The sequence below is a fragment of the Candidatus Poribacteria bacterium genome (assembly GCA_021295715.1).
In the GTDB taxonomy this organism is placed as follows: Bacteria; Poribacteria; WGA-4E; order WGA-4E; family WGA-3G; genus WGA-3G.
Window position 1 is genome coordinate 1 of the sequence record JAGWBV010000086.1, and the last position, 14,450, is coordinate 14,450.

Sequence of the window (14,450 nt, forward strand, 5' to 3'; positions counted from 1 at the left end):
TTGCGCGTGCGCGCTACGTCATCAAGTTTCTCAAGGTGCGCGATATTCCGTTCGTGATGCGTGTTCCGAGACATGTCGGTATTACGCTTGATGGAAGTCTGAAGAAACTTGATGACCTCCAAGCGGGATGGTATCCGCATATCCTTTATCAGACGCATGAGCAGATACCGCTGCAACTTCATATCATGACAGACGCGTCCTTCAAAGACCCGATGTATCTGATTTCAAATCGCCTCAGTGGACATCAGATACATCACTGCTATAAACGCCGCATGCAGATTGAACACGGATTCCGAGATATAAAGTCGTGCTTCGGATTTGGCGAACTCGTCTTGAAAAAACCGACACAGGTTTCCCGCCTTGATGTGCTTTGGTTGGCTGCCTGCCTCTCTTATGGATTGCTGTTTATTAGTTATGAGAAGGTCGCCTCTACACATTGGCAGAAGGCACATAATCGTAATCACAGAAAAAGTTTTTCTGTGATTACGATTATCAAAAACGTTCTCACGGACTTATGGAACCAACACTTTCTGCTCTCCTTTTTCACGCAGATACATCCGAGGGGGGATCCGCTTTCGGAGACCTTTGCCAACTGACTGGCTTTCTCACAGACAAACCCAACGGCATCAACGACAATCTACTCTCGAAAAAAAATGGGGGTAAGTGACCTCATCACGCTGTTTAAAGGAGTGCCAGCGTGATGAAATATTGGGTTCATTCTGGATTTTCTACACGAGATCTCAACAGGAAGGTCAAAGTTTTTTGGAGGATAGCGTTCTATTTTTTCCGTTCGGTCCGACCTAAGGGTAGATGCTTATGTCGAGCTCACGTTAAGGTTCACTTAAATCCTTTAGGACAAGGACATTGCGATCGACGCGGTTGAGAAACCGCGCCTACCGATCCAATTCTAAGTAAGTTGTGTCCTATTCAATCTCTCGGAAATCTGGCACTTCCATCGGTGCTCCACCGTTCGCAATGGATTGTTCCGAAACCAAACCCGGCACGGTGTAATCCATCGCCGTATAGACATCCATCGGTGGCGGTGTATCAGTAAGGATACTATCCACAAAATCCCGTACTTTAAAATACTCACCGAGATCACCAGCATTTTCAGCCTCAGCAGGCGGATTTTTCCAGCGTTCCGGTAGTAAATCTTCAAGTTGGGAGAGGGGTCTCCACTGTTCGCTTATACCGAACTCACTCAACCAAATTTTCGGTGCCGCGTTGAACCCACGTGAACTCTCATAGCATCCCTTTGTTCCTTGCAAACTGAAATACGAATTCGCGGGACGATTTGAGAGCATGTCAATTCGGATCTTGATTAACCCTCCACAATCCGTTTTACACATCATCATGACCGTATCTTCCATGGCGTGCTCAGGATCGGTGTTAACACCCGTTCCGAGACAACAGACACTCACAACGCGTCCATCAAACCACTGAAGCACTGGACCGAGGCTATGCGTCGCATAGTTGCACCACGCCACGTCGGATTCCCACTCTCGTCGTGATGAAGCGACTTAATATTGTGGAGGTATTCACCTTCTCCGAAATAGACATCACCGAACATGCCCGCCTCTACCATACTACGGATCAGAACATTCGGCTTGGCGTAGCACGTGTTTTCAGCCATCGTGTACTTGGCAGATGCTTTCCTGACTGCACGAACTAAGTCGTAACATTCTTCCAATTTGACAGCCGCGGTCACCTCACTGATGACGTGTTTTCCCGCCTCCAATGCCTCGATCGCTTGCGGTACGTGTAAATTCTCAGGTGTAGCGAGAACGACAAGATCGACAGCGTCCAGCATTGCTTGGTAATCTGTAAACTGTTGCGGAACATCAAACCGCTCAGCAACGCTTTGGAGTGTCTCTTCATTGATGTCACAAACCGCTGTAACGGTTGTTTCTGCTATCGCTCGAAACGGTTGAAAATAAGAACTCCCACGGTGTGCTCCAACAATCCCCACTTTCAGTTGATTCGCCATCAGGTTTCTCCTCCCACTTCAACGTAACTTCGCAAACTGAAATTTGCTCTACAAAAGACTATAGCCGTAGCATAACATATTGTGCGCAATTTATCAGCAAAATTTCCAGTCGTCTCAACTTCCACACTGCCCTACAGCAGACATTATCTTCACCATTTTAATTTGCAAGCATGGCACAGATTTGATATACTTAACACGGTTACTGGAGGATCGCTGATAAGGCTTCAAAGCACACCTCAGAACAGGGATATAACAACGAAAAACAACACGAGAGGGAAATTGAGCACAGCCCGTGTCTCAATATGGGCTTGCAAGCCACATTCTACATCAGACAATGAACAGTAAAACGCTCGATCATTTGCTTATCGCGATCACAGTGCTATTAGATTTCTGTTTCGTCGCCACCGCAATCGTCGTAGCATACTGGGTCCGATTTGAATCGGGTTGGACCCCTAAAGTCCTCGCCTTGCATAAAGGAGGCACCCCGCCTCTTGACGACTATTTTCGACTCATCCCACTGATGGCAATAATCTGGCTCATGACATTGAAAGCGTTAAAACTTTATCGTCCGGAAAGCAACGCGACGTTTTCGGCGTTCTGGACCCTCTGCAAAGCCGCTGGTATCTCGCTCATCGCCACGTTAGCCGCACTCTTTTTCATCTATCATCACGATGCTTATTCGCGTTGGGTTATGCTCTTAGCTACCGGTTTCAGTCTCGTCTGGTTGTTCTTGGGTCGATTGGTGCTCCACCGCTTTCGTCAATCAATTCACGCCCAAGGGGTCGGCGTAAATCGACTGGCAATTGTTGGGAACTCCGATACCCGCGTCGAAAAGCTTATCAACGTCCTGAACGCTAAATCGGATAGCGGTTACGAAGTGGTAGGGATAATCGATGAGATAGCCATCAGCAGTCAGCAGTCAGCAGTCAGTCAAGAGACTGGGATGGAAGACTGGCAGAAAGGAAGGATGGAAGGAAGGGGTACCGCCCACTCTTCCCCCCTTCCCCCCTTCCACCAAAATGCTGAAGATTTCCGACAGTCGAAGGTTTCCGATAGCCAATTGCAATGTCTCGGTACAAGTCAAGAAGTCCTTGAATTGGTGCGAAAACACCGACTTGATACGCTTTTCATCGTATCACCGACGGTGCCGAATGACACGATTTTGCAGATTCTCCACGCGTGCGAAGGGGTGCCAGTCCAAATCAATGTCCTGCCCGAACTCTCCGAATTTATCACGGACAGCAGAGATACCATTACCTTTTTTGATGATATACCGGTGCTACAATTAAGAGAGACACCGATGCAGGGCGGACGCGGCATCGTTAAACGCCTTATAGACATTGCTCTTAGCGCATCGGCGTTGATCGTGTTAAGCCCGTTCATGGTAATAATTGCGATCGCTATACGCTTGACTTCACCCGGCAGCGCGATTTTCCATCAGGAACGGGTCGGTAGAGGTGGAAAGCCGTTCCGTATCTACAAATTCCGCTCTATGCGCGTTGATGCTGAGAAAAAAGTTGGACATGTATGGGCAAAAAGCGATGATCCCCGGCAAACCGCACTTGGAAAATTCCTGAGACGCTGGAGTTTAGACGAACTGCCGCAATTCTTTAATGTTCTCAAGGGCGATATGAGCCTCGTCGGTCCCCGTCCAGAGATGTCCGGATTAATCGATACGTTCAGTGAATCGGTCCCACACTACCTCGCTCGGCAGCGCGTCAAATCTGGTATGACCGGGTGGGCACAAGTCAACGGTTTACGGGGCAATACCTCCCTTGAAGAGCGGATCTCTCATGACCGGTACTACATCGAAAACTGGTCTCTCGCCTTGGATATCAAGATCATTTTGAAAACACTCTGGGCAATTAAAAAGGGGTCGCGCTGAGATAGCAGTTAGCAATCGGCAGCCAGCAGTCGGTTAAGAGCGGTCTGTGCCAATGATACGCAACCGCTATACACGGGATCCGGGAACTATTTCAGTGAATCCTGCTATTCTTAAAAATACCGCCGCACAAAGGGCCATGCTCCGGCTTTATAATAACGGTGTCCACCCTCCCCGATAAAGAGTTCGCATCTATCCGCAACGCCAGCGACTGTGTAGATATTTTTCAAACGTTCATAAGCGAACTCGACGTGATCTATGGGGAAAATCCCGTCCCCTCGTCCTGCTATCGCACAAAACGGGCGCGGTGCGATTAAGCCTGCGACATCGTACATCTCTCCAAGTCGCATAACGCCTGGGACATAGTTGCATTCGCAATGATTAATCATGCCGATGCTCCCTTCAAACGTACAGAAATAGCAACTCGGCACTGCAACTGAAATTCGGGTTTCACATGCTGCGGCGAAAAGTGAGACGGTTCCACCGCCAGAGTTCCCAGTAATCGCGATGCGTTCGGCATCTATCGGTAAGTCCTCTATCGCCCAATCAATGAGGCGTGACATATCCCATACTCTCTCACCAATCGGGGTGCGTCCAACGAGTATACTATGAACCAACTGGTGTCGGCAGGAGTGCGTATTATTCGCTTCCTTATCGGCATCTGTGCGTGTTTCGCCAAACGCTCGCGTCGTCGGTGCAATGGCGATATAGCCTTCCTCAACGGCTGCCTGCCGGGCGATGTCGCGCTCACCTTCGAGCATGTGTTCTTCCTCTGCCTCTGTGTGTGCGATGCCAGCGTAGAGATGTGGATGGTTATGCCCATGCGGTGCGAGGATCAGTGGGACTTTGCCTTCAATGGTTTTCGGACGGAGTAGGTAAAACGGCAGTGGCACGGTCGGCTCTACCCACAGATACCAACTCTCTCGGAAATGATTATCCATATCCAAGACTTCGAGCTGTTCTGCTTTCGGGACGTATCCTTCCAGGTCGGATTCCATGTTGTTTAAGCCGAGGATATCTCGCAACTTGGGACGAAAATTGGCTTGCCATGATAACAATTCTTCCCGTGTGGTCGCCCGAAATTCAAACGCTCTCGGAACGGTATCGTATAAGTTTTTAAAATGCGTCGCGGCATCATACATTACGGTTCTCTCCTTGATTGGCTGTTGGTCGTCAGGTCGGGTTGCTACGCAACCCTTTCAGCAATCGGCAAGAGGGTCAAGTGGCAGTTTGAAGTTTGCGACTGCCAGACGCTCTACCGACGGCTGACCGCTTATGACTTGACAAGATGTTCAGCCGTGCTACAATGTTGGCGACTGTGCTTCCACATAAAGTATAAGACATAATAGAGGATACACCTCCGCCTGTCAATTCAATTTATCAGATTCCCAAGATCAGGTAGTTCTCCCGTAGGGAGGTAAATCCGCAGAAATTCGCAGAAACACCCAAGCAAATACTCAAGCAATACGCAGAAATACCCAGGCAAAAACACCCAGATTCCTGGGGAAGCCCTCAATCAAAAACACTCCCTCTTCTGTAGGAGCGATTTTCTGATAGCACCCGCAATGGAAAAACTGAGGAGATGTTATGTACCGAACATATCAGATGGCACGCGTCATTGAAGTCGCGTCTCTTATTCACAATGAACCACAGAAATGGACGCGCTCTCGGTTGGCGGAACGATTTGAAGTCAATATAGCAACCATCCAGCGCGATATTGATTTATTGCGTGAAATGGGTATCCAGATCGTTCCACGTGGTAAACGGGGATATGAGATGATCTCCGACTTTTTCCTCCCCGATCTTAACCTTGATTTTAAAGAGGCACTCGCGCTCATTACAGCGGCGAGTTTCTATCGTGCAGCGGAGGGAAAGCAAGGAGGTGAGGTCATGAATCGCGCAATTCATAAGATTACCTCCGTTTTGCCCAAGCAGGCACGCAACATCTTAAACCAGATCGCACCACAGATTGAAGTGCCACATCACCAGATGAGTGAGATTGACGAAACGCATCCGCATAAAGAGAGTCTATATGAAGCAATCCGAAAACGGTGCAGCGTCAACATAGAATACAATTCTTTTAGTAGCGGACAGAGGATTCACCATCGACTTTCACCCTATGCGGTGCTGTTTCGTAAACGTGCTTGGTATGTTATCGGGCGTTCCGAAACCTTCAATCAAGTTCTCACATTCCGTATCAACCGCATTAATTCTCTCTCCATGACGAACTTGAACTATGAGATCCCCGAAGATTTCTCTGTCCAGCGATACCTCGCGAAAAGTTGGGATGTCATGCTCGGACCGGATACGCGTGTTGTTATATTGTTTGCACGACGCATCGCTCCTCTGATTCGGGAAGTGAATTGGCATCCGACACAACAGATAAAAGAAATGCCTAATGGCGTGCTCCGCTTTGAAGTCACAGTCGCAGGTTGGCGCGAGATCGGTTGGTGGGTTCTCGGATGGGGGCATGAAGCGGCAGTTGTTGAACCGAAAGCGTTGCAGAAATGGGTCGATCGGACAGCGCAAGAAATGGTAAAGTTGTACGCCAATCAAAAACCAAATAAAAAAGCAGAACCTACATCCACCGCCGAGGGAGGGTTCAATTCTGCACAATAGCATTATGCCTCAAATTGCCACCCAAAAACAACATTATATTTAGGCCAGTGAGGCGACAGGTTTGGACCTTTCAGACTATCAAACCAAAGGTTTTTACATACTCAGGCACGATTTTGTCATTGACAGAAAGATTTAGTTGTGTTACCATAATAGCAGGGTACAAGAATCTCGACAGACGAGATTGAAAAATGGTTGCGTTATATTTCACCCTACCAAATCTATAATAAGAACCTCGATTGCGAGTATATTTCCTTAAATAGTTTTCAATTTAGTGTAAAGTTATTAGATCCCTGCAATTTTTTTGACAATCTTTGTGGTTTGTGGTATAATTATGAAAAGTTATGGTAGCGTTATAAAGAAATTTAGCGGAGGAGACAACATGAAAAACTTAGACCCATCTCTGGAAATTCAGAAATATTTTGAGGAAATAGATCAGAAAATGTCCTGTATTGATGATTTGCGTTATGCAATTGGTTGTCTGACAAATCGTTTGGAATCGATAGATGCAGATTTACTTGATTGTTACATGAGATTGGAGTTGGCAAAAGAAATTTGTTCTCGCGCACTGGCAGGTGAACCGATTGCTATTTGGGCTGAACTTCAGCGGTTCGGGCTTTAGAATTATGTAAAAAAAATCATCAGGCACAGGTTTGTGTCACTGATGATGTATTATACTTAAGTCAGTTTGAGTCGACAAGGAGGAACGATACATCATGGCAAAACAGAAGTCCGCAGATGAAATGTTGTTATTATCACTTGGTGTGGGCTCGGATACTGACGACATCTTCCGCACGTATATAGAGGAAATCGCAAATAGGAAGTTACGTGAGTATCAGGAAATTATTCAATGGGGGGCGAAAGCGGGACAGTCGCTCTATCTCCATATTCTCAACGGAATTTGTGTTCTGGAACGGTTACGCCCAATTTTGGATTTAGATGACCTTGAAGTCCAAGTGCTTTTCAGTGCTTTCAGCGTTCACGACCTGAATAAACTCAAGCAATTCCAGAACGAAAAGCGTTCATTTAACTATCTGGCAAACGCCAAAAATGTTAGTGCAGCTTTGAGGAACCTTGAGATAGAACGTTTTTTCCCTGAATGGCAAACTTATTTGAAGGATATAGAGGTACTAGTCCGCGCCCATTCACGATATCATAACACTTACGATGAAACACTTGATCTCAATTATGATCCGTATTCACTTGAGAAAGACAGACTTTTGGAGTATCTTGTCCCGATTATCCGAGCAATGGATGTGGTTGATCTTTCAAAGACACTTGAGGAATGTGATAAAAAGCAGAACTTCCTTAAAGAGATCAACAGCCTTTTTTATAACGTCAAGTATAAATTTGTCTACCATAAGGTAAGCGAACAGCGAGGTATTTTTACGAACTTAATCCACAACGAGATTGTGAAGTATTTGGAAACGGAAAAAGGCATATTACCTTTACTTTACTATCCTGATGGGGTTGCATATCTTGTGGACGAGAATCACGATGTCCACCTGACAACTGATGAAATTACAGCAATTGGCGACTTTATTTTAGATAACATCGAGTCGAAGACACGCGGAAAATTCAGCAAGTTTATTCAGAACAGTTCTGCCGGTATCAAAATAGATGAAAAGTGTCTTTTGCTTCGCTTATCATTTCAGGAAATTTGGAATGAAGTCCGGAACATCATTAGTGAAAAGAACTATGCCACTAATGTGGATGCGATGAATGATCGTTCTCGTGGGAGGCTACAAGAGGAACGTAGGAAGTTACTCGGTAGCAAACCAAGTAAAAAGAACCCTGATCCTGCAGCACAAGTTGCATTGATTGATGAGATTTTGGCTGAGGAGGTTTACTTACTTCCTCCGGACAATGTTGCTGTCAGGATTGGAGAATTAGTTCGCACATACTATATTTTTCTCAATAAGCATTTTTCATCAACTATTCCCGAGGCTTGGACCTACATCTATGATCTGCTTAAATTGCCGTTGGAGATTGAGGGCACTACCTTACGACCGCGATACACAGCTTTCAATGCGTTGTATGATCGGGGTTACATCATCGGACGTGATCTTTGTAATTCGGGTATGAGTTTTGATGAGGTCTATGAGTTAATTCTACAAGATGGATCAAGCCTTATGGAAACCCTGCAAACAGAAAGCGAATTTAGGGTTTTGAAAGATTACGTTCACAAGTACATTGATTTTGACTTTGCTGTTGGCAGAGACAAGGATTTTGCGACAAATCTGACCCGCTATGTTAAAGATAACCATGTTCAGTGTAGCACCTGCGGCTCAGAATTTGATACAACTCTCTGGATGAAACCAGATGTGCCGACGAATATCAAGGTGCAACAGTTTTCTAATCGACTTGAAGGTGGATCATCACGTGAGCCGAAACGCCGCGTCTGCAGTGTATGCCGAACCCAGTATATGCTTGACAAAATCTGTTACAATGTGACAAGCAGCACATCAACATTTTTTATCCATTTATATCCGCCATCGTTTTTCACTGATGGACTGATAAAAGCTCTTCGTGCAGCACAAAATAGATTTCGAGATCCAGATTTTCCATCCATATATATTAACACGTACAATGCCTTTCGCATCTATCGGGAAAGGGCACAGTTAGTGTTGCCAGTCTCTAAAACAAAAAGCAACGGGAATCCTATCCCAGAGTTTTCGGAAGCACTTGGTAACATTCTAACTATTCCTGTGAACACACCTGGGCAAAACAATCATACAGAGAACATTCTGTTTGCGATCAAGAATGCGTTACTCTATCAACGCTTTTTGGGATGTCGTGCAGTATTAACCGATTCGTCAATTCCACTTTTTTCTGCTGGCGAGTTTAGCTATTTTTTTATCGACCATATCCCATCTGCATTTCGCGGATGGTTGCCATGCAATGACCTTGACAGTAATATGACCAAGCAGGTATTTGATCAGTTAATCAACCTGCACAATATTCAGGTAAAGATTGGAAGTTTTGAGACAGACGATCTTGTACGGCTAATTCAAAGTTTGAACTATGATGCACTTGAACTTTACTACGTAACCCACAAAATGATTAAACGCGAACAAGCAGGAAATGAACCGCTGCAGTTCGCAACTGTCCGAGACACAGCACAGCTTATTGCTGATGTCGTGACAAAGAAAGGAGGAGACGCAATTATGCCTCACATTAAGGAACTCGCTCGTATTGCATGGAAGGGGCGATTAAAGGGTGAGAGTCTCAAGGATAATTCGCTCGCCAAACCACTTGATGTTGCACTTGACAGTTTTGAACGCTGGCAGGTAGAGCATGAGACTGAAGAAGAAGCGCGAGCGATCATGTCCAAAGAGGTCTCCCGGGCGATTGAACGCCTTGATCCGAAATTTTTCGGTGCGAAAAAATTGGAGAACATTTCGCAATTTGTTACAATTCTGTTTGATCAGATTTACAAAGAAGTTTATCAAAGTAACCTGCTTAATATGCTTGAAAATCGGAAACGTATTCGCGCCGGATATCTCTACTTCATTACAGAGATGATTCCGAGACGCGATAGAGAAAAAGAGGAACAACAGTCATGAGTATTCTGAATAACTATACCGACTTTATGGTTGAAAAATACGAAAACTTCCCCCAAAGCCGTTACTTAACACTCATTATTTTGCGTAAAGCGGAATCAGAGATGATATTCCGCACCGAGGGTTCTGGTGAGGGGTTGAGCCGTGATACTGTTCACGCTGGGCTTGATGACGGCGATCCTATTTCTCGCGTCACAATTAGCAAACGCAAACAGACTGCCGTTGAGCGTAGAATAGGTCGCGAACTTCTACGTCAACATAACTTGCTATTCTATGCCCCAGACACCAAAGGAGAACGCAAGGAAGAAGCAGGTAACATCTGCGCGTTGAACCGCAACAAACCTTGTGGCATCTGTGCGGACTGTATGATCTACGGTTACGCTGTCGGCGGCGGTGGTGCCCAAAAATCACGCGTCATTACAGATGATGCTTTCAGCATTCTGTCTTATCAGGCAGTTACGGCAAAGCGAACATTCAACGCGCTATATGATAATAACACCATGCGCGATCCTGTTACAAAAGAGGCATCCGCGAGCATTCAAGCGGACGAGTATGTCAAGCCAGAAACGCTGTTTATCGATATGCAGACTCTAAAAGACTTGACTGCAATTGAAATCCGCTATGTAATAGCGAATATGCTACGGAGTCGTCGTTACGGTGCTATTTCCTCAAGGCTTGGTAAGATGCGCAACACGCTTGTCGGTGCCATCTTCAGTGATTGTGAACTTTTTAGTAACCTGGAGTTGACACAAAGTGTTTACGCCCGTCTCGGACCAGAGAATAGAAAGTTCCCCCTTAAAGAAAAGCAAGTGAAATCAGAAGTTGTTGCAGCGGTAGAAAACTTATCGCACGCAGTTATCGGCAATCTTCAAATTCTCGGTGATACAGAAGTGGACGAGTTAGTTGATGAAATTCGGCATATATTTATATCACCTGATGAAGTAAAAAGGTTGTTGGATGATATCACTGAACTCTATTCGGGAGAGTGATCCTTATCCTGCACCGGAGGTATCTTATGCAGATTTATCGTTGCGAGTTTCAACTTATGGAAAACCTCTTTTTCGCCAGTCGCGAGGTAAACAACTTCTTCCAAACAGAGGCGGTCATCGGTAATTACGCGCTTGCATACGCGCTTGGCTTGTGCCGTGCTGGTTATCACAACGACGGTGAAATTACCTACGCCGAGGATTTGGAAAAACTCAACGAGGCAGGCATCTACGTTACACCGGGCACATTGACCGAGGAACCACGATTTACGGTGGTGCAATTTAACGCGCTCTCCGACTCGTATTGGTATCAGATGGAACAAAATGCGATCTCTGTTAATCGGGATCGCATTTTCAATCCGCGATTAAAAGCGCGAGCAACTAACTTTCCGCAGATTGGAAGATTCAAATTACTTTCTATAGGCAATAAGGGAATTTTCTACCTAACAAGTCGGGACGAGTTTAGAGTGCCGCGTTATATTCGCCTTGGTAAATTTATGAGCAAAGCGAAAATTTCTGCTTATAAACAACACTACCGTGAAAACCAGGCAGAAAACGTGCCTTACTGCAATTATCTGAATCCGAGCGATCTACCACCAGAAACACAGATCGGCATGTTTGACATGCTTAATATTCGTCCGACACCGTTGATTCGGCATGTGCAGTTATCTGGGGATTTTTATCAACTTGCAGATAAGGACAAAACACAGTTACCCGCGGGAATGCAGTTTTATACCGATTTTTAACTTCACTTGCTGTTATATCACAGACGACTACACCACAATGGAGTTATTACTATGCCAGAAAGAACAGTCACCCTGAAGGCAGGGTATGAAAAGGTTAATCCGACAAATGAATTCCAGTTGAAACATCCACCACTCTACCATCAGAAACGAACCTATGATGAACTCAGGGAAAACGATCTCGTCATTAACACCTACAACACGGGGACGGGGAAAACTCAAGCCTCCCTGCTTCGATTATTTGACCTAAAAGAAGACAATGATAACGTCCTATTCATCGCACCGACAAATGAACTGATCTGTCAACATGCAGATGATATCCGTGATTTTGTTAAGAAACATGAACTGAATTTTGAAGTTGCTGAAATCACTGGTGAGAAGCTTCGTGAATGGGAGAGCGTCTACGATCCGGGGTATAATGTTAGAAATCCAAGAAAATTACATGAAATTATCGAATATCCAAATTCGACAGAACAAAAGAAACTGATATTAGTTACAAATCCAGATATTTTTTATCTATGTTTCTATAGTCGCTACTCCAAAATGGATAGTGCAAACCTGTTTCGTGATTTTTTGGTCAAATTCAACTATATCGTCATTGACGAGTTTCACTATTACAATGCCAAACAACTCGCGAATTTCTTAATGTTTTTCATTTTCTCAAAAAAGTACGGTTACTTCAAAAAAGCAGGACGGAAAATCTGTCTACTTTCGGCAACACCCGATGACAAGTTGTTCAAATATCTTGACGAAATCGATCTAAAATACAAACTCGTCAGTCCTGACAATGAGCCTGCAGAAAGTGATAGTTATGAGAAGGTCCAGACACTTTCTGAAATTGAATTGACAATACATAGCAACAAAATACACGATTCACTCAAGGCACATCCTGAGTTGATTTTGGATTTGCTCAATTCAGAAAAGGAAGGTGCCATTATTAGCAGCTCTCTACGCACCATCACGGATATCAATCAGGGTCTGAAAAATGCAGGGCTGGAAGGAAAAATTGGATTGATTACAGGTGCAGTTGATCCTGCAGAACGTGATAAGGCAACGTCTTATCCACTTGTTCTCGCAACCCCGACGGTAGACATTGGTTACAACTTCAAAAAGGAAGAAAAATTACGGCAAAATATTGACTTTGTCTGTTTTGATGCGCTTTACGGGTCGGAATTCACACAACGCATTGGGCGGGCTGGTAGGTTACTGGGTAAGAAAAATACCACTCATAGCAGTATTGGGCATGCATTTGTTCAAGGAAAACTCTACTCACAATTAGAAGAGGGCAAAAATTATGATCGTCAGGAATTTGCCGCGCTCGTTAAAGACTCGCTCGGTGAAGACAATCGCTTTTATCACTATATTCAGTCTTATGCTGTACTTGAGGCGTTCTATCCTCTCTATGGACATCTTAGGCGTGTCCCAGAAAACCGTCAAGATCGGGTACGAGAGGTTTTTGAGACAATTCGAAAAGTTTTCGCACCGGAAAGTGACACCACATTTGACGAGATAATGAAGAAGATTCAGTGGCATATAAGATATGAAAACGTCATTGATGCACATGAAAAAAATGTTTACGATAACTTCATTCAACGCGATCAGGAAAAAGCCACATGGAGTTATTTGAAATATCAGAGTTGGCTCAATGGAAAGTTAGAAGAGTTCCAAAATACACCGAGCAAGCAATTGAACACTGCAATCAAAGGTTTCATTAAACGCCGCTCCAATCGAGAAGAAGTCGTTGAACATGCCAAACAGAAACACTGCCCTATCCAGTCGCTATTCAACTTCCGCGGTTCGGATGTTGGCATCCGTTGTGCCATCTATGATCCTTACCATTTTTTTCAGAATACTGCCAACTATACCGAGTATGACCTTTTTCATGTCCTGTTGCACTATGAGTTTACCGTTATTCCGACAAAGGAAAAATATCACGAGTTAACAGGAAATTGGCGGAATTACTGTGAATTTTTTGTGCGGGTTGACGCTCGTAAAGAAGTGTCCGCTAAGATACAATTTGACTATAATGCCGACGATGTTGACAAGGAATACTTTGAACGTCAACACTGCTGGGGACCTACAGCATTGAAAGGAATCCGGTTCAGTCTATCTAACAGAAATTTACCGTTTGAAATGCAGGACATCTTGGAAGATAGATATATTACTTGTCTTCTCTCGAAGATGGAGAATCGTTATGATCTCAGTAACATTCTTGAAACGAAGCGACAGATTGCCTATCCGCTGTTTGTTTCTTTTAATGATGGACAGGAGGAGTATAAATTAATCCTCGGATCCCAAGCGTTTCTAATTCATGCAGAGTTGCAGGGAAAATGGAAAGCGAAAGAACGAACTGTTGCTACATAAGGAAACCACCCATGCCCATCAGCACACTCATCTCACTGATACCCGAAACCGATGTAACGCTCCGTCCGACGATGGGTCACCACGCACACGCCGCGTTTCTCGCGATCCTACGCGAAAGCAACCCAAACCTCGCAGCGACGCTCCACGCACAATCGGCACAAAAGCCGTTTACTGTCTCACCCTTGATTGCGAAGGGGACGCGATATGGAGATCAGCTCCATATCCAAGCAGGCACCGAGTGCAGACTCCGATTCACGTTCCTCAATGACGAGTTGTTTCAACACTTCGGGAAAGCCTTCTTGACACTCA

Annotated in this window: 12 protein-coding genes; 9 read left to right on the forward strand and 3 right to left on the reverse strand. The window is 44.9% G+C overall.

All coding sequences use genetic code 11. The features are described from left to right. On the forward strand, nucleotides 1-596 hold a 596-nt coding region (locus tag J4G07_18300; GenBank protein MCE2415938.1), incomplete at its 5' end, for a transposase. Nucleotides 597-923: 327 nt separating this feature from the next. Here the strand turns inward: J4G07_18300 and J4G07_18305 are convergent. Both J4G07_18305 and J4G07_18310 read right to left on the reverse strand, forming a co-directional pair. Next, nucleotides 924-1,421 carry a hypothetical protein gene (locus J4G07_18305; GenBank protein MCE2415939.1) on the reverse strand — a complete coding sequence of 166 codons (498 nt, stop codon included), beginning with the start codon at nucleotides 1,419-1,421 and terminating at the stop codon, nucleotides 924-926. Beyond that, nucleotides 1,418-1,987, reverse strand: coding sequence for a Gfo/Idh/MocA family oxidoreductase (locus J4G07_18310; protein MCE2415940.1), 570 nt, complete (start codon nucleotides 1,985-1,987; stop codon nucleotides 1,418-1,420). The genes J4G07_18305 and J4G07_18310 overlap by 4 nt, the downstream gene beginning before the upstream one ends. 334 nt (nucleotides 1,988-2,321) lie before the next feature. Here J4G07_18310 and J4G07_18315 point away from each other — a divergent pair, with 334 nt between their 5' ends. Continuing rightward, a complete protein-coding gene (locus J4G07_18315; protein MCE2415941.1) occupies nucleotides 2,322-3,872 on the forward strand; it encodes an undecaprenyl-phosphate glucose phosphotransferase in 1,551 nt (516 codons plus the stop codon). A gap of 110 nt (nucleotides 3,873-3,982) precedes the next feature. On the opposite strand, the gene J4G07_18320 is transcribed toward J4G07_18315, so the two are convergent. After that, nucleotides 3,983-5,011: an acetylxylan esterase gene (locus tag J4G07_18320; protein ID MCE2415942.1), complete on the reverse strand. Its 1,029-nt coding sequence runs from the start codon at nucleotides 5,009-5,011 to the stop codon at nucleotides 3,983-3,985. A gap of 445 nt (nucleotides 5,012-5,456) precedes the next feature. Between J4G07_18320 and J4G07_18325 the strand changes: the two genes are divergently transcribed. From J4G07_18325 to J4G07_18355, 7 genes are all read left to right on the forward strand, one after another. Further along, the gene (locus J4G07_18325) at nucleotides 5,457-6,488 is read left to right on the forward strand and encodes a transcriptional regulator (protein ID MCE2415943.1); all 1,032 of its coding nucleotides are present in this window, start codon (nucleotides 5,457-5,459) and stop codon (nucleotides 6,486-6,488) included. A 379-nt stretch (nucleotides 6,489-6,867) separates the two neighbouring features. Continuing rightward, the gene (locus tag J4G07_18330) at nucleotides 6,868-7,107 is read left to right on the forward strand and encodes a hypothetical protein (protein ID MCE2415944.1); all 240 of its coding nucleotides are present in this window, start codon (nucleotides 6,868-6,870) and stop codon (nucleotides 7,105-7,107) included. Between the two features lie 94 nt (nucleotides 7,108-7,201). Next, the gene (gene cas10d, locus J4G07_18335) at nucleotides 7,202-10,051 is read left to right on the forward strand and encodes a type I-D CRISPR-associated protein Cas10d/Csc3 (protein ID MCE2415945.1); all 2,850 of its coding nucleotides are present in this window, start codon (nucleotides 7,202-7,204) and stop codon (nucleotides 10,049-10,051) included. Then, entirely contained in the window at nucleotides 10,048-11,037 is a 990-nt protein-coding gene (cas7d, locus tag J4G07_18340) for a type I-D CRISPR-associated protein Cas7/Csc2 (GenBank protein ID MCE2415946.1), read from the forward strand. The genes cas10d and cas7d overlap by 4 nt, the downstream gene beginning before the upstream one ends. A gap of 26 nt (nucleotides 11,038-11,063) precedes the next feature. Beyond that, entirely contained in the window at nucleotides 11,064-11,780 is a 717-nt protein-coding gene (cas5d, locus tag J4G07_18345) for a type I-D CRISPR-associated protein Cas5/Csc1 (protein MCE2415947.1), read from the forward strand. 51 nt (nucleotides 11,781-11,831) lie between these two features. Then, nucleotides 11,832-14,141, forward strand: a complete 2,310-nt coding sequence (cas3, locus tag J4G07_18350; GenBank protein ID MCE2415948.1) for a type I-D CRISPR-associated helicase Cas3' — start codon at nucleotides 11,832-11,834, stop codon at nucleotides 14,139-14,141. 11 nt (nucleotides 14,142-14,152) lie between these two features. After that, the coding region (locus J4G07_18355) for a hypothetical protein (protein MCE2415949.1) at nucleotides 14,153-14,450 on the forward strand (298 nt) is incomplete at its 3' end.